Origin of the sequence: Anaerotruncus massiliensis (ex Togo et al. 2026), assembly GCF_900199635.1 — a bacterium.
GTDB classification, from domain to species: domain Bacteria; phylum Bacillota; class Clostridia; order Oscillospirales; family Ruminococcaceae; genus Anaerotruncus; species Anaerotruncus massiliensis.
Genome location: NZ_LT962687.1, coordinates 1,829,485 through 1,851,764, shown reverse-complemented (window position 1 = coordinate 1,851,764; position 22,280 = coordinate 1,829,485). Strand labels below are relative to the sequence as shown.

The following is a 22,280-nucleotide window of genomic DNA, read 5'->3' as shown; positions in this document are numbered from 1 at the left end:
ACATGAAAAAGCCCGTGATCGAATTCCGGGATTTCGGGATGCGCTACGCGTCACAGCAGAAGCCCACCCTTTACGACATCAACCTGACCATCTACGAGGGGGAAAAGGTGCTCATCCTCGGGCCGTCCGGCAGCGGGAAATCCACGCTGGGCTCCTGCCTGAACGGGCTGCTGCCCTTCTCGGTCAAGGCGGAGTTCACCGGCAGCCTCAAGGTCATGGGCGACGAGACGCGCAGCCTCGACATCCATAAGCTCAGCAACCGCGTCGGCACCGTCATGCAGGATTCCGACTGCCAGTTCGCGGGGCTCACGGTGGGGGAGGACGTCGCCTTCTCGCTGGAGAACGACTGCGTCCCGCGCCCCGTCATGCTCGAAAAGGTGCGGCGGGCGCTGGGCATCGTGGGGATGGAGCGGTTTACCGCCCACACCCCCTTCTCCCTCTCGGGCGGACAGAAGCAGAAGGTCTCGCTCGCCGGCGTCATGCACAACGACGTGGGAATCCTGCTCTTCGACGAGCCGCTCGCCGCCCTCGACCCGCAGGCGGGGCTCCAGGCGATCGAGCTGATCGACAGGATCCACCGGGAGCAGCAGAAGACGGTCATTATCATCGAGCACCGGCTGGAGGACGTGCTCCACCGACCGGTCGACCGGGTCATCCTGCTCGACGGGGGGCGGATCGTCGCGGACACCACCCCGGCCAAGATTTTGAGCTCCCCGCTCCTGCAGGAGCACGGCATCCGGGAGCCGCTTTACGTGACGGCGCTCAAATACGCCGGCTGTGAGATTGCCGAGGAGGACCACCCCGAATCGGTGGAGGAGATCCGCCTTGAGGGGCGGGAGGAGGCGCTGCGCGGCTGGTTCGCCAGCGAGACCCCCCACCGGGCGCAGCCCGCGCCCGGGGAGCTCGTGCGGGTGGAGGACGTGTCCTTCTCCTACGACGATAACAAGGTTCTCAGCCATGTGGACCTGACGGTCAGCGCGTGCGAACGCATCGCGCTGGTCGGCAAGAACGGCGCGGGCAAGACCACCCTCGCCAACCTGCTGATCGGGGTCATCCGCCCCGACGAGGGCCGCGTGCTCATCGAGGGGGAGGACTACGGCGTCCTCTCGATCAAGGAGATCGGCGAGCGGATCGGCTACGTCATGCAGAACCCCAACCAGATGCTCGTCAAGGATATGATCCGCGACGAGATCACCCTCGCGCTCAAGCTCCGCCGGGTGGACCAGAAGACGATCGATGAAAAGCTCGAGCTGGTGCTCGGCCTCTGCGGGCTCTCCAAAATGCGCAGCTGGCCGGTGTCGGCCCTCTCCTACGGGCAGCGCAAGCGGGTGACGATCGCCTCAATCCTCGTCATGCAGCCGAAGATTATGATCTTCGACGAGCCGACCGCGGGGCAGGACTACTTCCACTACCGCGAGATCATGGACTTCCTCGACCGGCTCAACCGGGAGATGGGGCTCACGATCCTCTTTATCACCCACGACATGCACCTGGCGATCGAATACACCGACCGCGCCGTCGTCATGGCGGACGGGGAGAAGATCGGGGACGGGGACGTCTTCCGGATGCTCTCCGACCCGGACATCCTGCGCCGCGCGAGCCTCAAGGAGACGTCGCTATGCAAGCTGGCGCGCCGCCTCGGGATCGAGCCGGAGGCGTTTGTGCGCCACTTCATCGAATATGAAAGGATGGTGAGGCGGCATGACGAGCAATAACCTCGTCCGGTTCAGCCCCGGCGTCACCCCGCTGCACACCCTCTGCGGACAGGTCAAGGTGCTGCTCTTCATTGTGACCATCATCCTGACGATCTCCACCTTTGACTGCCGCATCCTGCTGGCGGTCACGGCGGTCGCGGCGGCGGCGCTCGCGTCGCTGAAGCCGAACTGGAAGATCATCTGGGCACTCATGCTCGTCGCGATGGGGCTCAACACGGTGAACCTCATCCTCTTCTACCTTTTTAACCCGCATATCGGCTGCGAGTTCGTCGGCACCTGCACCGAGCTTTTCCGGTTCACCGAACGGCTCGTCATGCCCGCCGAAACGCTCTGGTATTTTGCCGTGCGCACCCTCAAGGTGGTGGCGATGTTCCTCGTTTCCCTCTGGCTCATCTTTGTCGTCACCCCCACCCAGCTGGCCGCCGGCTTCAACCGGGTCGGGCTGCCCTACAAGCTGTCGATGGTCTTTTCCATCGCGCTGCGCTACCTGCCCGACCTCATCAAGGACTACAAGAACATCTCCGCGTCCATCCAGGCGCGCGGGCTCGAGCTGGGCCGCAAAAAGACCACCCTCAAGGCGAAGATCGAGGGGGTCGTGTCGATCGCGGTGCCGCTCATCCTCTCCTCCTTCGACGACGTGGGGGTCATCGCGGACGCGCTCGACCTGCGCGGCTTCGGGAAGAACAAAAAGCGCACCTGGTATGTCGAGACGCCCTACGGCAGGCTCGATAAGATCTGTCTTGTACTGGCGGCCGTGCTGGCCGCATTGACGGCGGCTTACATGGCCTACGGCGTCATCGTCAAGCCGCCGATGTGGTACCCGTTTTAAAGGCTTGCAACTGCCATCGAAATTGCAGGGCACGCGGCTGCCACAAAGCCGGATCAGTAAATGGAGGTAACAAAATGAGAAAACCCTATGTTGTGTTCAGTACGGATTTCGGCCTCAAAGATGGAGCGGTCTGCTCGATGTACGGCGTCGTCAAGTCGATCGACCCGGAGATCGAGATGTTCAACCTCACCCATGAGGTCACCAAGTTCTGCACCTGGACGGCGTCCTACCGCCTGTGGCAGTCGATGGCCTTCTGGCCCAAGGGCACCATCTTCGTATCGGTCGTCGACCCGGGCGTCGGCACCCCCCGCAAGGCGTGCGTCGCCAAAACGAGCAACGGCTACTACGTCGTCACTCCCGACAACGGCTCCCTGACACTGGTAAAGGAGAAGTTCGGCATCGACGAGGTCCGTGAGATCGACGAGACCCGCAACCGCCTGGTCGGCGCGGGCACCGAGGACGTGGCAATCTTCCACGGCCGCGACCTGTTCGCCTACTGCGCGGGCAAGCTCGCGGCGGGGCTCATCGACTACGAGGGGGTCGGCCCGGCCTACAGCGTCGACGAGATCATCTGCAATCCGCTGCCCGAGGCGAAGATCACCGAGGGCCGCGCCGACGGTTACGTCGCGATGATCTGCCCGAACTTCGGCTGCGTGGACACCAACATCAACTACCAGCAGTTCGTCGCGGCGGGCTTCCGGCACGGCGATATGGTCAACACCCTGGTCAAGCACGGCGAGGAGGTCAAGTTCGAGGGCAAGGTGCTCTTCCACCGCTCCTTCGGCTACGTCGCCAAGGGGGAGCCGATCATCTACAACAACGAGCTCAACAACCTCGACCTCTCCCTCAACGAGGTCAGCATGGGCGAGACCTACGGCATCTCCTACGGTCCCGACTGGACGATCAGCATCTGGAAATAATGAAGCGGCGCGGGCGGGCCGCGGGGCCCGCCCGCTTCCGATTGAGGTGATCGGTTGATTATCACATGCGCGGATTCGCATGCCGGGCTGCTCGAACGCTATCTCGAGCAAGAATACGTCTTTAACACCTTCCTGCTGGCCGACCTGCGGCTCTATGGGGCCAGCGCCCCCTTCCAGGACACCTGGGCGGACGTGGAAAACGGCGTCTGCCGGGCGGTATACATGCGGTTCTACCAGAACCTGATGGTCTATGGGGAGGCCGTGGACGGGGCCTTTGTGCGGTCCCTTTTGAAACGCTTTCCAATTTCTGTTATAATGGGAAAACAAGAGCTCGTCGAACGGCTTAGCGGGGACGCGGGCGATGGATATATCCTCCGGTGCAAACGGCTCTGCATGCTGGAGGGGGAGGACGCGCTCCAGCCGGACGCCGGCCGGGCGCGCAGGGCGGAACCCGCCGACGCGGGGCGCATCCACCGGTTTTTGCAGAGCCTGCCGGAGTTTACCTCCCTCTACGCGTCGGGCGAGATGATCGCCGACCGCATCCGCAATAACGACGGCATCCACCTGATGCTCGAGCAGGACGGGGAGATCGTTTCGCACGGTAACAGTACCGCCGGCGCGGGGCGGACGGTCATGCTTGGCGGGGTGGGTACGGCGCCCGCCTTCCGCGGACGCGGGTACGCCTCCGAGATCGTCTCCGCGCTCTCCCGCGCCGTGCTGGCCGAGGGAAAGAAGCCCTGCGTCTTCTGCGGGCGCGGGCCGGAGGAGAACCTCTTCGACCGTCTCGGCTTCCGGACGGTGGGGGGCTGGGCGACTTTGGAGGCGGTGGAAAGGACGGGAATCGATGAATAAGAAGATCACAAGCCTCAACGACAACAAAATCCCTTCCTATGTTTCGATCTACAACCAGATCTACTCCGACATCGTCGACGGCGTCTACAAAAACGGCTCCCAGCTGCCGAGCGAGCCGGTGCTCGCCGAAAAGTACGGGGTCAGCCGCAACACGCTACGGCAGGCGCTGACCATCCTCAATGAGGACCACCTCATCGCGAAGCAGCAGGGCAAGGGGACCTTCATCACCTACGACCCCGGGCGTGGCGCGCCCGCCAGCCGGATCGTGAACCCGGTCATCGAATGCGCGCGCCGGGAGATCACCGAGATCAAGATCTCCTATAACTACGGCCCGCCCACCGAGATCGCCCAGCACCGGCTGGGCATCCGCGTCAGCGAGATCGTCATGGCGAGCAACAACGTCTACTATTCGGGCGGCCGCCCGATCGGGCATTCGTTCGTGCAGATCCCCGTGCGGTATGTCAACGAGCTCGACGTCGACCTCAACAACGAGGACGAGGCCTACGCGCTGGTCAACCGGAGGATTTTCGAGCTGGCGAGTTCCGCCGAGCTCTCCTTCAAGGTCGTCCCCGCGGAGGACAACGTCACCGCCTTTTTGCAGGTGGAGAACGAGACGCCGATCATCTACATCGAGGAGATCCTCTACGGTTCCCAGAAGGAGGGGATCGCCCGCTGCAAGTTCTACTTCCTGCCCGAGGATTACGATATCAACTTCCGCTTATAACGCTTTACCTTCCCACATAGGAAATTGCCGAAGACAGCCCCCGCTCCGGGTCCCGGAGCGGGGGCTGTCTTTTTCTGCGGCGGCGGGAGGAAATAACTGGAGATGCGCCGGAAAGGGTCCTTTTCCCGCGCGCGCATGGTATCATGGACGGTGTGAAAATCTGTCGAAGGGACCAAAAACGGCCGGGCGGATGAGGGAATGTGCCTGAAAAACGTCGACATAACGGGGGATAAACTGGAAAAACCCCACAAGACTGACGGAAATCACGCCGCTGTGTCGAACCTTCGCAAAATCTATTTACGCGCCCGGGGCGCGGGGTTATGATCATTTCAACGGGAGGGCGCCAACATGTTTGTCAAAACAAAAGAGGAACTGCTGGAATACATCAAGGGACTGACCGACGGCTTCCGGGGAGAGGAGCCGGAGCGGTTCACCGCGTCGGCCATCAGCGCCCGGCTGAACGTCAGCAGGAACCTTACAAGCCAGTATCTCAATGAGCTTGTCAAGGACGGGCTGCTCGTCAAAGCGAACCTGCGCCCGGTCTACTTCTTCCACAAGGGGATGCTCGAGGCGCAGTACGACGCGACGGTCGCCCAGCCCGCCTTCGACAGCCTGCGGGAGCTGGCGGCGCACCTGAACCGTGAAAAAAACCGGCTGCGCAATTTTCAAAAGGCGATTGGCAGCACGCGCAGCATCAGCGACTGCATCGAGCAGCTCAAGGCGGCGGTGAAATATCCGCCCCACGGCCTGCCGGTGCTGCTGGCGGGACAGCCCGGGACCGGCAAAAAGCTGCTCGCGCGGCTGATGTACGAGTACGCGGCGGACGAGGGGGTGCTGCCGCCCGGGCGGCTGGTCGCCGCCGGCTGCGCCGAATACCGCAGCGACGGGGAGGCGCTCGCCCAGATTTTCGGCGACGTGCGCCGGGGGGACGCCCCCGGCTGCCTTGCCGCCGCGGACGGCGGGATGCTGCTGCTCGACGAGGCGGGAGCCCTCGGAAGCGAGTGCCAGGAGAGGCTCTTACAGTTCATGCAGACCGGGCGCTATTCCCGCTGCGGGGAGGACGCCGTGCGTACGGCGGACGTCCGCCTCGTCTTCACCGTTTCCGCCGAGCCGGGGCGCGCGCTCGACCGGGCGCTGCAGCGCCTGATCCCCGTTTCGGTGAGCGTCCCGCCGCTTGAGGAGCGCACCCCCGAGGAGAAAAAGGAACTGCTGCTCTATTTCTTCAAGCGGGAGGCCCGCAAAAACGGGCGCAAGATCTTTATCGGCACGAGCGTTTTCCACCGGATGATGGACTATGTCTACGCGGGGAACGTCGCGCAGCTCAAAAACTGCGTGCGCAGCTGCTGCGCCAACGCCTTCCTCTACAGCGACGCGGACGCGGAAAGCCTCTACGTCTACCAGTACCACCTGCCGGAGGAGATTCTGGCGGCCTCCCGCGCGGACCCTGCCGCCGAGAACGAGCAGGAGAGCCTCATCAGCATCAACGAGTACGAGAAGCTGGACGCGGTGGACATCTTCGTGCGCTTTTACGATTCGATCCTTGGGTGCTTTGCCCGGCAGGCGGGGGAGGAGGCGTCGCTCGGCGGCGTGTTCGAGCGCTGCTACGCCTATATCAACAGCTTTATGGACTACCTCTACTTCGATAAAAAGCACACCAACAGCCGGTTCAACGCGATCAAGCAGGTGGTGGACGGGGTGCTGGAGGCCGTGTCGGAGAAGTACCACGCCGTGCTCCCCGTCCACTGCGGGTTCCTCATATCGCGCGGGCTCCACGCCCAGATGCAGCGCAACCTCACCCTCCAGCGGTGGCTGGAGCGGCGGGACGCCGAGTTGGAAGGCGCGCTGGGGACGCTGCGGAGGACCTCGCCCGGGGAGATGACCATCGCGCTCGAGGCGTCCGAGCTCATCGGGCAGAACATGGACCTGCGCATCTCCAAGATGGATCTGCTGCTGCTGGCGCTCAACATCAAGTACAGCAACAAGGGAGTGCAGGTGAGCGCCATCCGCGGCGTGATCGCCTGCCGCGGCTACGCCACGGCCAGCAGCATGGCCGAGACGGTCAACAAGCTGATCGGGCGGCACACCTTCGACGCGATCGACCTGCCGGTGAACGCCGGCGAGGCGGACCTCGCGGTGCGGCTGGGGAAGTACATCCGCAGGCGGCCGACGTGCCGGGCGTTCATCCTGCTCTTCGACACCGGGTCGATGGAGGCGGTCGGCGAGGGGGTGGGCGGGATCGCGAACATCCGGCTCGGGCTGGCGGACAACGTCTCCACCGCGCTGGCGCTTGCGGTCGGCAGGGGCATCTGGAGCGGGCAGGAGATCGGCACGATCCTCAAGAGCGCCTGCGGGGACGCGGCGCCCGGCTGCCGGGTGCTCGCCAGCCGGCGCAAGCAGGAGGCGGTCGTCTTTATGAGCGACGCCGACACCGGCGTGGCCGAACGGATGATCGACCTTTTCAGCGGCAGCCTGCCGCGCCCGATCGAAACGGCGGTGATCGCCTATGACTACTACCGGCTGATCCAGAGCCGCGAGGAGGACGAGCTGTTTGGGCGGTACGACGTGAAGCTGCTGATCGGCGCGATGGACCCCGGCTTCGAGGGCATCCCCTTTTTGGCGATCGGCGACATGATCACGGCGGAGGGGCTCGGCAGGATCGACGCGGCGCTGTCGGGCGGGCTCGACGCGGCCGAGCTCGACGCCTTCAACAAGAACCTGCTCAAGGATTTTTCGCTGCTCAACGTGGTCAAGCACCTCACCATCCTCAACCCCGAAAAGCTGATGGGGTACGTGCAGGAGGCGGTGACCCGGCTGCGCGGCATCACCGGCAAGCGGTTCAGCAACCGGGTGACCATCGCGCTCTACATCCACATCAGCTGCCTGATCGAGCGGCTGATCACCCGGACCCCCATCGAACAGTATCCCGAGACGGAGGGGTTCCTGCGGGAGAAAGAGCGGTTCGTGGCGCAGGTCAAGGAGGCGTTCCACTTCCTGACGAGCCACTACGCGGTGGAAATCCCCGTCAGCGAGATCGCTTACATCTACCAGCTCGTCGCGCTGGATTACGAGGACTGACAAAAGAAAGGAAGAACGGGTATGGTTGGAATACTGGTGGTGTCCCACGGGGGGCTGGCGGAGGCGATGGTCAGAGCCAGCGAGCTGATCGCCGGGAAGAGCGAGCGGGTCGAGGCGGTTTCGCTCGAGCCGGGCGTGGATATGGACGCCTTCAACGAGCGGTTTTGCAGCCGGGTGCGCGCGCTTGACGACGGCAGCGGCGTGCTCGTGCTGGCCGACATGTACGCGGGGACCCCCTGCAACGTGGCGGCCCGCAACATCCGCGGCCTCGGGTACGAGTGCGTGAGCGGGGCGAACCTCGCGATGCTCATCGAGGCGATCTCGATGCGGGAGGGCCGCACCGCGGCCGAAATCCGGGACGCCGCGCTCGAATCGGCGCGGGAGTCGATCCGGAACCTGCGTGAAATTTACCAGTAGGGGAGGAAGGCAGATGAAAAATATCGTATTGGTGCGGATCGACGACCGGCTCATCCACGGGCAGATCATGACCCAGTGGTCGCGGCTTTACAGCCCGACCGAGATCATGGTGGTCGACGACGAGACCTGCCGGGATTCGTTTATGACCGAGGTGCTGCTGATGGCGGTGCCCAAGGAGTTCAAGGCCGTGGTGGCCGATGTGGACAGGGCGGCGGAATACCTGCTGCAGGAGGCGGGGGAGGAACGCATCCTCATGCTGGTGAAGGTGCCCGAAACGGTGGAGGCGCTCGTGGACCGCGGCGTCGAGATCCGCGCGCTCAACGTGGGCGGCATGTGCAAGCGCGCGGGCCGGTCGACCCTCTACCGCAACATCTCCTCCTCCCCGGCGGAGAACGAGACCCTCCTGCGCCTGCAGAAGCGCGGCGTGCGCGTCTATGTGCAGGTGGTGCCGGAGGACAAGGAAATGGAAATCGACAAAGTGTTATAGAGGAGGAAGGACAATGACTGTTCTGCAAGCGATTCTGATCGGGGTCGTCTACTACCTGGGGAGCGCGCCGTGGGCCATCGGCTACCTCACCGTCTGCAAGCCGCTCGTCGCCGGCACGCTGGTCGGCTGCATCCTCGGCGCGCCTGCGGAGGGCGCGATCATGGGCGCGACCATCCAGCTGATCTACCTGGGCTGGATGTCGGTCGGCGGCTCCCAGCCCTCCGACCCGGCGCTCGCCGGGACGCTGGCCACGGCGCTGGCCATCGCCTCCAATCTCGACACGGGCGTCGCGCTCACCCTGTCGGTCCCGCTCGGCATGCTGGGCACCTTCGTGTGGGTCGGACGCAACACCTTCAACGTCGTCATCTCCCACATGGCGGACAAGCCCACCCGCGAGGCGAACACCCGCGGCATCTGGCGGGTGAACGTGCTCTATCCGCAGCCGGTCCTGCTGCTCATGACCGTGCTGCCCGTCGCGCTCGCCGCCTACTTCGGGCCCGAGTTCGTCCAGAGCGCGCTCGATTTCCTCGGCACCCGCGTGCTCGGCATCCTCACCCTCATCGGCGGCGTGCTCCCGGCGGTCGGCATCGCGCTCAACCTCAAGGTGATCATGAAAAAGAGCGTGGCGCCCTATTTCTTCATGGGCTTTTTCCTCGTGTCCTACCTGGGCATGACGATGATGGGCGTGGCGGCCTTCGCGATCGCGGCGGCGGCGCTCTATCTCTTCAACGACATGCAGAAAGCGGAGGTGGCTTAAATGGCAAAGGAGAAAACCGGCGTCGTCCAGTCGATCGTCACTAAAAAGGACCTGCTTTACGCCTGGTTTAAGTGGTTCATTTTTTCCCACTGCTGCATCAACTACGAGCGGTTTGAGAGCCTCGGCTTCACCAACGCGATCAGCCACATCCTCGCCAAACTCTACCCCTCCAAGGAGGACCTGAGCGAGGCGCTCGAGCGGCATCAGGAGTTCTTCAACACCGAGCCCTACATCGGCATCGTCATCATGGGCATCAGCGTGGCGATGGAGGAACAGCGCGCCAAGGACGGCAGCGTCTCGGGCGAGGCGATCACCGCGGTCAAGACCGGCCTCATGGGCCCGCTGGCGGGCATCGGCGACACCCTCAACCAGGCGATCATCTACCCCATCCTGCTCGCCTTCTCCGTCGCGCTCGTGCTGGAAAACAACCTCGGCGTCGCGGGCGTCGTCATCTACTGCGTACTCGTCGTCGCGGCCATGGCCGCCCAGAGCATCTATTTCGTCAACTACGGCTACCGCCTCGGCAAGGACGCGGTCTCCAAAATCCTGAAGGGCGGGCTCATGGACCGCATCGTCCACGCGGCGGGCATCGTCGGATGCGGCGTGCTCGGCGCGCTGACCGCCACCTATGTGAGCCTGTCCACCACCCTCACCTACGGCAGCGGCGAGCAGGCCATCAGCCTGCAGGCCGATTTCCTCGACCAGCTCATGCCCAAGATGCTCCCGCTCGCGGTGACGCTCGTCTGCTTCTGGCTGGTCAAGAAGGGCAAGGGCGCGATCAAGATCATGGGAATCCTTGCGGTGGGCGTCGTGGCGCTCAGCCTGCTGCACATTATATAATGAGAAGGAGAAGCTGACGAATGAATATCGAACCATATCTGACCGTCGCCCCCCGCGTGCGGGAGGCGGTCCAAAACGGCGAGCCGGTCGTCGCGCTTGAAAGCTCGATCATCTCGCACGGCATGCCCTACCCGACCAACGTCGAGACCGCCCTCATGGCGGAGGAGACGGTGCGGGAGTACGGCGCGGTGCCCGCGACCATCGGCGTTTACAAGGGGAAGATCGTCGTGGGGCTCGACCGGGAACAGGTCGGCGCGCTCGCCAACAACCCGGCGGACCCCGCCTCCAGGGCGATGAAGGCGTCGGTCAAGGGCATCCCCTACGCCATCGTGAACGGGCTCAACGCGGGCTTCACGATCGCGGCGATCTTGCGGTGCGCGTCGATCGCGGGCATCCGGTTCATGGCGACCGGAGGCATCGGCGGGGTCAGCAAGGGCGGGGAGCTGTCGATGGACGTCTCCGCCGACCTCGAGGAGTTCGGCCGCACGAGCGTCGGGGTCATCAGCGCGGGCTGCAAGTCGATCCTCGACATCGGCCGCACCAAGGAGTACCTCGAAACCAAGGACGTGCCCGTCATCGGCATGGGCACCGATTCCTTCCCCGCCTTCTTCACCCCGCACAGCCGGTATCGCATCGACTACCGGATCGACGACTACCATATGGTGGCCCGGTTTCTCAAGGCGAAGTGGGAGCTGGGCTTCGAGGGCGCGGCGATCCTCTCAAACCCGATCCCCGAACGGTTCGCGATCGCGGAGGAGGTCATCGACGCGGCGATCGCCCGGGCGGTCGAGATGGCGAAGGAGGAGGGGATCGCGGGCGAAAAGAACACGCCGTTCCTGCTCTCCAAAGTCAATGAGCTGACCGGGGGCGCGAGCCTCGCGGCCAACGTGGAAATCATCCGCAATAACGCGCGCGTCGCGGCGGTCATCGCGCGGGAATACCACGCGCTGTGAGCGGAAGGGGTTTGTGAGGGGCTTTATGCAGCAGTTTGACTATACGATCAGCGACCCGATGGGCCTGCACGCCCGGCCGGCCGGACAGCTCGTCAGGCAGGCGGCGGCCTTCAAAAGCCGGGTGACCATCCGCCGGGGGGACCGGGAGGCCGACTGCACCCGCCTGCTGCGGGTGATGGCCCTCTGCGCGGCGGCGGGGGAGACGGTGACCTTCACGGTGGACGGCGAGGACGAGCAGGCCGCGTGTGAGGCGATGCGCGCCTTCTGTACCGAAAGCCTGTGAGCGGAAGGGAGAACAACATGAAGATTCTGGAAGGAACGGGAACCTCCGGAGGAATCGCTGTCGGGAGGGCACGGCTGCTGGCCGCGCCCTCCGCGGTGGAGGAGGAAATCCCCGGAAAAGGCGCGCGGGAGGAGGCGCGCCGATGCCGCGAGGCCGCCGACGCCGTCCGGCGGGAGCTGCGCGGCCTGCGGGAGCGGGCGGTCGAAGCCGCCGGTGAGGCGGAGGCGCAGATCTTTGAAATCCATGCGCTGCTGCTCGACGACCCGGATTTCACCGGGGAAATCCAGCGGCAGCTCGACGGGGGCGCGGCGGCGGAGACGGCGGTGCGCCGTGCGGGGGAGGCCCTCGCGGCGGAGTTCGAGGCGCTCGGGGACCCCAACATCCGCGAACGCGCGGCGGATATCCGCGACGTGTCCCGCCGGCTGCTTTCGGCGCTCGGCGGCGGAGGGGGGCTTTCCGGGGAGGGGGAGCCGGACGGCCCCGTCGTGCTGGTCGCGGACGAGCTGACCCCGAGCGACACCCTCTCGCTCGACCGCTCGCAGGTGGCGGGGTTCGTCACCCGGCGCGGGTCTGCGGCCTCCCATGTGTCCATCCTCGCCCGCGCGATGGGGATCCCCGCCGTCGTGGGGATCGCGGCGGCCCCGGAGCTCGAGGGGAGGCTGCTGGCCGTTGACGGAGACGCGGGCAGGGTGACGGTCGACCCGGACGAGGCCGCGCTCTCGGAGGCGCGAAGCCGCCGGAGGGCGGCGGCGCGCCGCCTCGGGCGGCTGCGGGCCGGCGGGTTCCCGCCCGCCGAAACGCGCGGCGGAATCCGGGTGGAGCTGGCCGGGAACATCGGCGCGCCCGGGGAGGCGCGGGTGGTTCTGGAAAACGGCGGGGAGGCGGTGGGCCTTTTCCGCAGCGAGTTTCTCTACCTCGGGCGGGAGACGCCGCCCGACGAGGAGACGCAGTATCTCGCCTACCGGGAGGCCCTCGAACGGATGGAGGGCAGGCGGGTGATTGTGCGCACCGTCGACATCGGCTCGGACAAGCGCGCCCCCTGTCTCGACACGGGGCGGGAGGAAAATCCGGCGCTCGGCTGGCGGGCGATCCGCATTTGTCTGGACCGGCGGGAGCTCTTCCGGACCCAGCTGCGCGCGCTGCTGCGCGCCTCCGTCCACGGAAGGCTCGCAGTCATGTTCCCGATGATCGCCTCCCTCCAGGAACTGCGCTGCGCCCGGAAACTGCTCGGGGAGGCGCGCGCGGAGCTTGAGACGGAGGGGACGGAGACCGCTTCCGTGGAGGTCGGGGTCATGATCGAGACGCCCGCGGCGGCAGTCCTCAGCGACCTGCTCGCGCGTGAGGCGGACTTTTTCAGCATCGGCACCAACGACCTCACCCAGTATACGCTGGCCGCCGACCGGATGAACGAGCGGATCGCCGGGTACTACCGCCCGGCGGACCCGGCCGTCCTGCGGCTCATGAAGCTGACGGCGGAGAACGCCCGGAAAAACGGCGTCTGGACGGGGGTGTGCGGCGAGTCGGCCGCCGACCCGGCGCTCATCCCGCTCTATCTCGCGATGGGAATCACCGAGCTTTCGATGTCGCCTGCCGCGCTGCCGGAGGCGCGCGAACGGGTCCGGTCGCTCGATATGGAGGAGGCGCGGGCCACGCTTGCCCGCGCGCTCGGGGAGGTGGAGTGATGCTCGGACGAAAACGGGCCGAGGCGCTCGTGCGCATGGCGATGGAGGAGGCGGCCGCCGCGCTCGCGCGGGGGGACGACCCCTACGGCGGCGTCATCGCCGACCGGGAGGGCCGCGTCCTCGTGCGGGACGGCAACCGCGAAAATACCGAACGAAACCCCTGCGCGCACGCCGAGATGGTGCTCATCCGTGAGGCCTGCGCGAAGCTGGGGAGGAACGACCTGTCGGACTGCCTGCTCGTCTGCAACTACCGGCCCTGCCCGATGTGCGCGGCCGCGATGGTGCAGGCGGGCATCCGGGAAATCTACATCGGCTCCGCCGCGCCGGATTTCCCGGCGCTCCTCATGAAAACGGCGGGAAGCTACGCGGAGATGGGGATCACGGTGACGGGAGGCATCCTCGACGAGGCGTGCGCCGCGCAGGTGCACGCCGGGCGCGAGCAGCGCGCAAAGGAACGGGAGGCCGGGACGGGAAAAGAGAGCGGGTCCGGTGCCCCCTGCCGCGCGGGGAGCCTGGAAGCTCCCGCGGATGGGAGGTAGGGGGGTGTTCGGCGGACTCGAATGTGTCGCGGCCGACCTGGACGGGACGCTGCTCGGCCCCGACGGATTGCCGGGGGAGGCGGACCGCGCCGCCGTCCGCGCGCTGTCCGCCGCAGGGATCCGGGTCATCGCCGTCACGGGGCGGCATCCCCACATCGCGGAGTGGCCGGTCCGTCTCGCGGGATGCCATCCCGCCGCCATCTGCATGAACGGCGCGGCGGTCTATGATTTTGCGGCCGGGGCCTACCGTGCGGTCGAATACATGCCCGGGGAGGAAGCCTACCGGGCCTGCCGCCTGCTCGACCGGCTCGGCGCGCCCTACGCGGCCTATGCCGCCGACGCGATCCTGCTGGCCGGCGCGTGGGAGGCGGGAAATTTTTACGAAGTGCATTTTTCGCGGTGCGGGTCCCGTTTCCGCCATAAGCCGGTTTACTGCCGGGACAGCGCGGACTTCGGCGGGCGGGAGATCGCAGACCTGCTGCTCCCGGGGGTTCCATCCGAGGCGGCGGAGGCGCTGCGGGCGCTCGCCGGCCGGATGGAGGGGGTGCGGCTGGTCTCGTCGAGCGGAAGCTGCGTCGACCTCTGCGGCGCGGGCGTTTCCAAGGGCGCGGCCCTGCGGGAATACTGCCGCCGGGAGGGGTTTTCCCTCGCGGGGACCCTCGCGCTGGGGGACGAGGAAAACGACCTTTCCATGCTGGAAATCTGCGGGCATCCCTTCGTGCCGGAGGGCTCGGCGATCTCGGGCAGGCTGCCGGGCGCGCGCGTGACCGCGCGCTGCGGGCGGGACCCGCTCGCGCACGCGCTCAGGGCCCTCTTCCCGGTGGGGTAAAAAACGCGCCCCCGTCCCGGAGTTTCCGGGGCGGGGGCGTGCGCGTTTTGAAATTATCCGCGGTTCCAGTATTTGCGGTCGAGGGAGCGGTACTGCACCGCCTCGGAGAGGTGGGGCGCGCGGATGCGTTCGCTCCCGCCGAGATCGGCGATCGTGCGCGCCACCTTGAGGATGCGGTCGTAGGCGCGCCCCGAGAGGCCGAGCTTTTCAAACACCAGCCCGAGCATCCGCTCCGCCTCGGGGTCGAGCGGGCAGGCTTCGGCGAGCATCGACGGGTCGAGCCGGGCGTTGCAGGAGACGCCGGTCCCGGCATAGCGGGCGTTTTGGCGTTCGCGCGCCGCCTGCACGCGGAGGCGGACCGCGGCGGAGGATTCCTCCGCGTCCCGCCGCGCGGACAGCTGGGCGTAGGTGACGGGGGAGACCTCGACGTTCAGGTCGATGCGGTCGAGCAGCGGCCCCGACACCCGCCCCAGATAGGAGGACACGCGGGAGGGCGGGCAGGAGCAGCGCCGGGTGGGGTGGCCGAAATAGCCGCAGGGGCAGGGATTCATCGCGGCCACGAGCATGAAACGGCTGGGATAGCTCAGCCGCGCGCCCGCCCGCGCGATCGTGAGGACGCCGTCCTCCAGCGGTTGGCGCAGGGCCTCCATCGCCTGCCGCTGGAACTCGGGCAGCTCGTCGAGAAAGAGGACGCCGTTGTGGGCGAGGGATACCTCGCCCGGCCGGGGCACCGGGCCGCCCCCGCAGAGCCCCGCGGGTGAGACGGTGTGGTGCGGCGCCCGGAAGGGCCGTGTCCGGATGAGCGGCAGGTCGGGCGCGAGCATCCCGCAGGCGGAATAGATCTTCGTCGTCTCGATCGACTCCTCCTCGGTCATGTCGGGCAGGATGGAGGGCAGGCGCTTGGCGAGCATGCTCTTGCCGGTGCCGGGCGCGCCGATCATCAGCAGGTTGTGTCCGCCCGCCGCCGCGACCTCGAGCGCCCGTTTGGCGGGGCCCTGCCCCTTCACGTCGGCGAAGTCGGGCAGGGGCGGCTGCGGCCCGCCGTCAAAGCGGGCCGTCCCGGCTGGCGGGAGGGCGCATTCCCCGCGCAGGTGGGAGACGAGCTCTCCGACCGAGCCGACCGGGAAGACCTCGATCCCCCGCACGGCCGACGCCTCGGCGGCGTTGGCGGCGGGGATGAAGGCGCGGCGCATCCCCGTCCCGGCCGCGCCGAGCAGCATGGGCAGCACCCCGCACACCCGGCGCAGCCCGCCCGAGAGGGAGACCTCGCCGATGAAGGCGGAATCCGCAAGCGGGGCGTTTTCGGGCAGGAGCCCCTGCGCGGCGAGCAGCCCGACGAGGATGGGCAGGTCGTAGAGGGAGCCCGCCTTCTTTACGTCGGCGGGCGCCAGGTTGACGACGATGCGTCCGTCGGGGAAGGGATAGCCGCAGTTGGAGAGGACGGAACGCACCCGCTCGCGCGATTCGCGCACCGCCGCGTCGGGCAGGCCGACGATGTCGAAGGCGGGCATCGCCCGGGCGACGTTCACCTCGACGGTGACGGGATAGGGATCGATTCCCAGGATTCCCAGGCTCTGGATCGTGGACAGCATGGCGGCGTTCCTCCCCTCTGATAGGAAAAGGATACCATATCCGGAAAGCAAAATCGACCTGTTTCGGCAAATTTTGTCGAAACAGGTCGAAAACAGGGCGCGTATTTGATCAGCCGAACATGTGCTCGACAAAGATTTTCAGCCCGATGCCCACGAGGATGACCCCGCCGAGCACCTGCGCGCGGCTGCCGAGCAGCAGCCCGAACTGCCTGCCGAGCATGGAGCCGACGATACAGCAGAGGAAGGTCACCACGCCGATGAAGGCCGCGGCCGTGACGATGTTGACCTGCATGACCGCGAACCCGACCCCGACGGCGAGCGCGTCGATGCTCGTGGCCACCGCCTGCACGGCGAGGACCTTGAAGGTGAAGAGATGGTCGGGGGAGCAGCCCTCGGGATGGCGCAGCTCACGGACGCCGTCGAAGACCATCTTCCCCCCGATGAACCCGAGCAGCAGAAGAGCGATCCAGTGGTCGGCGGCGGAGATCGCGTCGCTGAAGGTCCGCCCGGCGAGATAGCCGATGATCGGCATGAGCATCTGGAAGAGGCCGAAGGAAAAGGCGGCGGCCGCCGCCTGCTTCCGGCCGAAGCCCCGGTAGCACATGCCGTTGGAGATGGATACCGCGAAGGCGTCCATCGACAGCCCCAGCGCGATCAGAAAAAGTGTCGGCGTTCCCATAGGAAGAATCCCCCTTGCCATGTTGTTACAGTAACCCGGATGCGTTCGCGCCCCGGGGCCCGCGGCCGCCCCCGGACGGAGCGCGGCTTCCGTGGGGGCGCGCCCGCCCCGGCAAAACGAAAGACCCACGGACATGGCTCTTCGGGCCCGTCCATGAGTCTTGTTCTTTCAGGCAAGCCAGGCCGTGAGGCCATTATGTTGACTTGCCACGCGCCGGAATGCGCGCAAACTACTCCCCCATGCGGAAATCTTAGCCCAGTATAACATGCCCGTCCGCCCGATGCAAGAGCCGGGCGGCGTTTCGGGAGAATTTTTCCGGACGCTTCCATTTCTCCCCAGTAATCGGTTGACTTTGACAGCCTGTACGGGTATCATGATAACAGGAAAATGAACAATCCCCATGAAAGTATATATGTGACGGGAGGAAGTTATATGAACCATAACGAGCTGTATGAGCGCTGGCTGGCCGCGTCCCTCGAGGACCCCGACCTGACCGCGGAGCTTCGGTCGATCAAGGGGCGGGACGCCGAAATCCTCGACCGTTTTTACCGCGACCTCGCCTTTGGAACCGCGGGGCTGCGCGGGGTGATCGGCGCGGGCAACAACCGCATGAACATCTATACCATCCGCCGCGCGACTCAGGGTCTCGCCAACTACCTGCTCGCCCAGTCGGAGGAGCCGCACGTCGCGATCTCCTACGACAGCCGCATCAAATCCGACCTCTTCTCACGGGAAGCGGCGGGGGTGCTGGCCGCCAACGGCGTCCGGGTGTCGATCTACCGGGAGCTGATGCCCGTCCCGGCGCTCTCCTTCGCGACCCGCGAGCTTCGCTGCGACGCGGGCATCATGGTCACCGCCTCCCACAACCCCGCCAAATATAACGGCTACAAGGTCTACGGCAGCGACGGCTGCCAGATGACCGAGAACGCCGCCGACGCCGTCCTCAAAGAGATCAACAGCCTCGACGTGCTCACCGGCGCGAAGACGATGAAGTTCGAGGACGCGCTCGCCTCCGGGATCGTCTCCTACATCCCCGAGGAGGTCGTCGACCGCTTTATCGACAACGTCCTTGCCCAGCAGGTCAATCCGGGCGTCTGCGAAAAAGCGGGCCTCAGGCTCGTCTATTCCCCCCTCAACGGCGCGGGCAACAAGCCGGTGCGCCGCGTGCTCGCCGCGATCGGCGCGCGGGACGTGACCGTCGTGCCCGAGCAGGAGCACCCCGACGGCAACTTCCCGACCTGCCCCTTCCCGAACCCTGAGATCAAAGAGGCGCTCGCCAAGGGGCTCGAGCTCGCGCGCGAAACGGGCGCGGACCTCATGCTCGCCACCGACCCCGACTGCGACCGGGTCGGCATCGCGGTGAAGGAGGGGGAGGACTACACCCTGCTCACCGGAAACCATGTGGGCGCGCTGCTCTTCGACTACATCTGCCGCTGCCGCACCGAAAACGGCACGATGCCCAGGGACCCCGTCGCGGTGACGACGATCGTCTCCACCAAGCTCACCCAGATGATCGGCAAGGCCTACGGCGTCGAGGTGCGCAGCGTGCTGACCGGCTTCAAGTACATCGGCGAGCAGATCGCGCTGCTTGAATCCGCCGGACATCCCGAGCGGTTCCTCTTCGGTTTCGAGGAGAGCTACGGCTACCTGTCGGGCACCTACGTCCGCGACAAGGACGCGGTCGTCGGCTCGATGCTCATCGTCGAGATGGCCTCCTGGTATAAGCAGAGGGGCATGAGCCTCGTCGACGCGCTCGGCGACCTCTACAAACGGTTCGGCATCTGCCGCGAGAGCGTCTCCAACTTCCAGTTCGAGGGCGCCGAGGGCATGAAGATCATGGCCGGCATGATGGAGAAGCTGCGGGAGAACCCGCCCGCCGAGATTGCCGGGCAGAAGGTCACCTGCGTGAGCGACTACGAGCGCTCCGTTTCCATCTGCGGCGGGAAGACCGCTCCGATCGACCTGCCGAAATCGAACGTGCTCGAATACGCGCTCGCCGACGGCTGCACCGCCATCGTGCGCCCCTCGGGCACCGAGCCGAAGATCAAGCTCTACCTGTCGGTCGTCGGCAGGGACATGGCCGAAATCGACGCGCGCGCCGCCGCGATGGGCGCGGACGTCAAGCGCATCATGGGCGTCTGAGCGGGCAAAATAGGGAAAATACGCAAAATCCTGCGGTTTCCGTAAAAAACCGCTTGCAATCGCGAGAGACGTGTGGTATAGTTTTAATGTTGCATTTATGGCATCTATCTCCGATGTCAGAAAGAGGTGAAACAAATGAAAGAGGGAATCCATCCCAAGTATGTGGATACGACGATCACCTGCGCCTGCGGCGAAGTGATCCATACGCGCTCGACGAGGGAGAACATCCGCGTTGAAATCTGCTCCAAGTGCCATCCTTTCTTCACCGGCCGTCAGAAGCTGGTCGATACGGGCGGACGCGTTGACAGGTTCAAAAAGCGTTTTGGCATGGACAAGTAAGTTTGCTGCAAAGTGCGCAGCCGCGGAAACCGCGGCTGCGTTTTTTGTATCCGGAAGGAGGCGCGGCTGATGCGGATCGAAACCAGGCGCCTGCTCCTGCGCCCGCTGGAGCAGGCCGACTTTTCCGCGCTGCAAAAAATCCTCGGCGATCCGCGGGTGATGTACGCGTGGGAGCACGGCTTCGGCGACGCCGAGGTGCGGGACTGGATCACCCGAAGCCGGGCGCGTTATGCGCGGGAGGGCGCGGGCCACCTCGCGGCAATCGAGCGCGCGTCGGGGGACTTTGTCGGCACGATCGGCCCGGTGTGGGAACCGATGGGGGACCGCGAGGCGTGGAGCGTCGGCTATATCCTCCGCCGGGACCGCTGGGGGGAGGGCTTCGCCCGCGAGGGCGCGGCCGCCTGTGTGCGGCATGTCCTCGAGGCGCTCGGCGCGCCCGAGGCGGCCGCCGACATCCGCCCGGAAAACGCCGCCTCCCGCCGGGTCGCGGCCGCGCTCGGCATGGAGGAGGCGGGGGCGTTCGTGAAGATCTACCGCGGGAGGGAAATGCCCCATCTCATCTACCGGATCACAAAGGAACGCTACGAATCGATGAAGCGGGAAAGAGGGAATATTTATGCGGAAATCTGAGAAATTCTTGTGGGCGTCTGTATTTTTATGCATCGGCATGGTGATCGGCTTTCTGATCGCGCCGATCAAGGCGGGCATTGTCTGCGGCAATGACAACACCATTTACACCGGGACCGGCCGGGACGCCGGGGACGATGACGCGGAGGCTTGAATTCACCGTGCCGCCCGCCTATGACGGGCGCAAGGTCGTCCACTTCCTGCGCGGGGAGGCGGGGTGCTCCTATACGCTCGTGCGCTCCCTCAAAACGAAGGAGGACGGCATCCTCTTGAACGGCGCGCGCGCCCGCACGATCGACCGCCTGCGGGCGGGCGACCGGCTGGCGATCACGCTGCGCGACGGCATGGGCGGGGCGGAACCGGACGGCACGCCGTCCGTGCCGCTCCTCTATGAGGACGACGATATCGCCGTCTATGACAAGCCCGCCGGGATGGCCTGCCACCCGGTGCGCGGCATGCAGAGCGGGACGCTCGCCAACGTCTTCGCGCGCGACTGCCGCGCGCGGGGGCAGGAGGCGGTCTGCCGGCTGATGGGCCGGCTCGACCGGGACACGTCGGGCGCGGTGGTGATCGCGAAGAACGCGTTTGCGGCCGCCGCGCTCACCGGGCAGGTGGAGAAGACCTACCTCGCGCTCGTGACGGGCGCGCCGGAGCCCCGGGCGGGGACGGTCGACGCGCCGGTCGGGCAGCCCGACCGGGCGGACCCGCGCCGCCGGGTCACGCCGGACGGCAAGCCCGCCGTGACGCACTATGAGACGCTCGCGGCGTTTCCCGGCTACAGCCTCGTGCGCTGCACCCTCGGGACAGGGCGCACCCACCAGATCCGTGTGCACATGGCCCACATCGGCTGCCCGCTGCTCGGGGACGCCCTCTACGGCGGGGACCGGGCGCTTATCGGGCGGCACGCGCTGCACTGCGCGGGCGTCTCCTTCACCCATCCGGTGAGCGGCGTTTCGCTCACCGTGCGCGCGCCCGTCCCAAAAGATATGCAAAAGTTGGCGCCCGATTGTGTGCAAACATGGTGAATATGTATGAAAATTGCGGAGAGTGCATATTTCTTGAAAAAACCCCTTGCAAAATAGGGGAACAGATGTATAATTATAACACGATATACAGAACAGCGCCCGCGTGACATACGCGGGATCAGATTGGGAGGAACGGAAAATGAAAAAGGTAATGGCTCTGGCCCTCGCGGCCCTGATGGTGCTTTCCCTCGCGGCGTGCGGCAAAAAGGCGCAGGTCGCCATCAACTCTGTCGAGGACCTGAACGGCAAGAAGATCGGCGTCCAGGCGGGAACCACCGGCGAAATCTACGTGCAGGAAAACGTCACCGACGCCCAGCTCGGCAGCTACAAGTCCGGCATGGACGCGGCGCTCGACCTCAAGAACGGCAAGCTCGACGCGGTCATGCTCGACGAGCTCCCGGCCAAATCGATCGTCGCGCAGAACGACGACCTGACGATCATCGACTTCAACCTCGAGCCCGAGGAGTACGCGATCGCCGTCAAGAAGGGCAACACCGAGCTGCTCGACGCGATCAACGCGACGATCGCCCGGATGCAGGGCGACGGCTCCTATGAGGCGCTCGTGAACGCCTTCATGCCCGCCGAGGGCGAGGAAGCGATCAAGGTCCCCGAGGCGCTTGAGACCACGGGCGACGTGATCAAGATGGGCACCAACGCGGCCTTCAAGCCCTTTGAGTACGCCGAGGGCTCCGAGATCGTCGGCTTCGACATCTCGATGGCGCAGAACGTGGCTAAGGACATGGGCAGGAAGCTCCAGGTCGAGGACATGGCGTTCGACAGCCTGCTTTCCGCGCTTGACACCGGCACGATCGACTTTGTCGCCGCCGGCATGACCGCCACCGAGGAGCGCCGCCAGAGCGTCGACTTCTCCGAGCCCTACTACTCCTCCAAGCAGGTCGTCATCGTCCGCAAATAAGCAGTAAGAATCGATACGGGGATGCCGGGTGGGGCCTTTCGGCCCCGCCCCGCTCCTG

Annotated in this window: 23 protein-coding genes; 21 read left to right on the top strand and 2 right to left on the bottom strand. The window is 65.8% G+C overall.

Annotation, left to right across the window (positions count from 1 at the left end; genetic code table 11):
* The first annotated feature begins 2 nt into the window (after positions 1 to 2).
* The 15 genes from C1A13_RS09185 to C1A13_RS09115 all read left to right on the top strand — a co-directional run bounded on the left by C1A13_RS09185 (position 3) and on the right by C1A13_RS09115 (position 14,902).
* Positions 3 to 1,715, top strand: coding sequence for an ABC transporter ATP-binding protein (locus C1A13_RS09185; protein WP_101551290.1), 1,713 nt, complete (start codon positions 3 to 5; stop codon positions 1,713 to 1,715).
* Positions 1,702 to 2,544 (top strand): energy-coupling factor transporter transmembrane component T family protein, encoded by an 843-nt coding sequence (locus C1A13_RS09180; protein ID WP_101551288.1) that lies wholly within the window; start codon positions 1,702 to 1,704, stop codon positions 2,542 to 2,544. Before C1A13_RS09185 ends, C1A13_RS09180 begins: the two co-directional genes overlap by 14 nt.
* A 74-nt stretch (positions 2,545 to 2,618) precedes the next feature.
* The gene (locus C1A13_RS09175) at positions 2,619 to 3,464 is read left to right on the top strand and encodes an SAM hydrolase/SAM-dependent halogenase family protein (RefSeq protein WP_101551286.1); all 846 of its coding nucleotides are present in this window, start codon (positions 2,619 to 2,621) and stop codon (positions 3,462 to 3,464) included.
* A gap of 54 nt (positions 3,465 to 3,518) precedes the next feature.
* A complete protein-coding gene (locus C1A13_RS09170; protein ID WP_101551284.1) occupies positions 3,519 to 4,316 on the top strand; it encodes a GNAT family N-acetyltransferase in 798 nt (265 codons plus the stop codon).
* A complete protein-coding gene (locus tag C1A13_RS09165) occupies positions 4,309 to 5,040 on the top strand; it encodes a GntR family transcriptional regulator (RefSeq protein WP_101551282.1) in 732 nt (243 codons plus the stop codon). The genes C1A13_RS09170 and C1A13_RS09165 overlap by 8 nt, the downstream gene beginning before the upstream one ends.
* A 348-nt stretch (positions 5,041 to 5,388) precedes the next feature.
* On the top strand, positions 5,389 to 8,115 hold the full coding sequence (locus tag C1A13_RS09160) for a sigma 54-interacting transcriptional regulator (RefSeq protein ID WP_101551280.1): 2,727 nt from the start codon (positions 5,389 to 5,391) through the stop codon (positions 8,113 to 8,115).
* A gap of 21 nt (positions 8,116 to 8,136) precedes the next feature.
* Positions 8,137 to 8,532 (top strand): PTS sugar transporter subunit IIA, encoded by a 396-nt coding sequence (locus C1A13_RS09155; RefSeq protein WP_101551278.1) that lies wholly within the window; start codon positions 8,137 to 8,139, stop codon positions 8,530 to 8,532.
* Between the two features lie 13 nt (positions 8,533 to 8,545).
* A complete protein-coding gene (locus C1A13_RS09150) occupies positions 8,546 to 9,019 on the top strand; it encodes a PTS system mannose/fructose/N-acetylgalactosamine-transporter subunit IIB (RefSeq protein ID WP_101551276.1) in 474 nt (157 codons plus the stop codon).
* Positions 9,020 to 9,032: 13 nt separating this feature from the next.
* A complete protein-coding gene (locus C1A13_RS09145) occupies positions 9,033 to 9,776 on the top strand; it encodes a PTS mannose/fructose/sorbose/N-acetylgalactosamine transporter subunit IIC (protein WP_101551274.1) in 744 nt (247 codons plus the stop codon).
* Positions 9,777 to 10,616: a PTS system mannose/fructose/sorbose family transporter subunit IID gene (locus C1A13_RS09140; RefSeq protein ID WP_101551272.1), complete on the top strand. Its 840-nt coding sequence runs from the start codon at positions 9,777 to 9,779 to the stop codon at positions 10,614 to 10,616.
* A 20-nt stretch (positions 10,617 to 10,636) separates the two neighbouring features.
* The gene (locus tag C1A13_RS09135; RefSeq protein WP_101551270.1) at positions 10,637 to 11,569 is read left to right on the top strand and encodes a pseudouridine-5'-phosphate glycosidase; all 933 of its coding nucleotides are present in this window, start codon (positions 10,637 to 10,639) and stop codon (positions 11,567 to 11,569) included.
* A gap of 25 nt (positions 11,570 to 11,594) precedes the next feature.
* Positions 11,595 to 11,852 carry an HPr family phosphocarrier protein gene (locus C1A13_RS09130; protein ID WP_101551268.1) on the top strand — a complete coding sequence of 86 codons (258 nt, stop codon included), beginning with the start codon at positions 11,595 to 11,597 and terminating at the stop codon, positions 11,850 to 11,852.
* A gap of 17 nt (positions 11,853 to 11,869) precedes the next feature.
* The gene (gene ptsP, locus C1A13_RS09125) at positions 11,870 to 13,534 is read left to right on the top strand and encodes a phosphoenolpyruvate--protein phosphotransferase (protein ID WP_101551266.1); all 1,665 of its coding nucleotides are present in this window, start codon (positions 11,870 to 11,872) and stop codon (positions 13,532 to 13,534) included.
* Entirely contained in the window at positions 13,534 to 14,073 is a 540-nt protein-coding gene (locus C1A13_RS09120; protein WP_101551263.1) for a nucleoside deaminase, read from the top strand. Before ptsP ends, C1A13_RS09120 begins: the two co-directional genes overlap by 1 nt.
* A 4-nt stretch (positions 14,074 to 14,077) precedes the next feature.
* Positions 14,078 to 14,902 (top strand): HAD family hydrolase, encoded by an 825-nt coding sequence (locus C1A13_RS09115; protein ID WP_172439233.1) that lies wholly within the window; start codon positions 14,078 to 14,080, stop codon positions 14,900 to 14,902.
* A gap of 53 nt (positions 14,903 to 14,955) precedes the next feature.
* On the opposite strand, the gene C1A13_RS09110 is transcribed toward C1A13_RS09115, so the two are convergent.
* Together C1A13_RS09110 and C1A13_RS09105 are read right to left on the bottom strand one after the other, a co-directional pair.
* Positions 14,956 to 16,494, bottom strand: coding sequence for a YifB family Mg chelatase-like AAA ATPase (locus C1A13_RS09110; protein WP_101551259.1), 1,539 nt, complete (start codon positions 16,492 to 16,494; stop codon positions 14,956 to 14,958).
* A gap of 109 nt (positions 16,495 to 16,603) precedes the next feature.
* Positions 16,604 to 17,173 (bottom strand): manganese efflux pump MntP, encoded by a 570-nt coding sequence (locus C1A13_RS09105; RefSeq protein WP_101551257.1) that lies wholly within the window; start codon positions 17,171 to 17,173, stop codon positions 16,604 to 16,606.
* A 432-nt stretch (positions 17,174 to 17,605) separates the two neighbouring features.
* Here C1A13_RS09105 and C1A13_RS09100 point away from each other — a divergent pair, with 432 nt between their 5' ends.
* The 6 genes from C1A13_RS09100 to C1A13_RS09080 all read left to right on the top strand — a co-directional run bounded on the left by C1A13_RS09100 (position 17,606) and on the right by C1A13_RS09080 (position 22,222).
* Positions 17,606 to 19,315, top strand: coding sequence for a phospho-sugar mutase (locus C1A13_RS09100; RefSeq protein WP_101551256.1), 1,710 nt, complete (start codon positions 17,606 to 17,608; stop codon positions 19,313 to 19,315).
* 135 nt (positions 19,316 to 19,450) lie between these two features.
* Entirely contained in the window at positions 19,451 to 19,654 is a 204-nt protein-coding gene (gene rpmE / locus C1A13_RS09095; protein WP_101551254.1) for a 50S ribosomal protein L31, read from the top strand.
* A 69-nt stretch (positions 19,655 to 19,723) separates the two neighbouring features.
* Entirely contained in the window at positions 19,724 to 20,284 is a 561-nt protein-coding gene (locus C1A13_RS09090) for a GNAT family N-acetyltransferase (protein ID WP_101551252.1), read from the top strand.
* On the top strand, positions 20,271 to 20,435 hold the full coding sequence (locus C1A13_RS14900; RefSeq protein ID WP_158595529.1) for a hypothetical protein: 165 nt from the start codon (positions 20,271 to 20,273) through the stop codon (positions 20,433 to 20,435). The genes C1A13_RS09090 and C1A13_RS14900 overlap by 14 nt, the downstream gene beginning before the upstream one ends.
* Positions 20,419 to 21,306, top strand: coding sequence for an RluA family pseudouridine synthase (locus C1A13_RS09085; protein ID WP_172439232.1), 888 nt, complete (start codon positions 20,419 to 20,421; stop codon positions 21,304 to 21,306). Before C1A13_RS14900 ends, C1A13_RS09085 begins: the two co-directional genes overlap by 17 nt.
* Positions 21,307 to 21,445: 139 nt before the next feature.
* Positions 21,446 to 22,222: a transporter substrate-binding domain-containing protein gene (locus C1A13_RS09080; protein WP_101551248.1), complete on the top strand. Its 777-nt coding sequence runs from the start codon at positions 21,446 to 21,448 to the stop codon at positions 22,220 to 22,222.
* Positions 22,223 to 22,280: the final 58 nt, after the last annotated feature.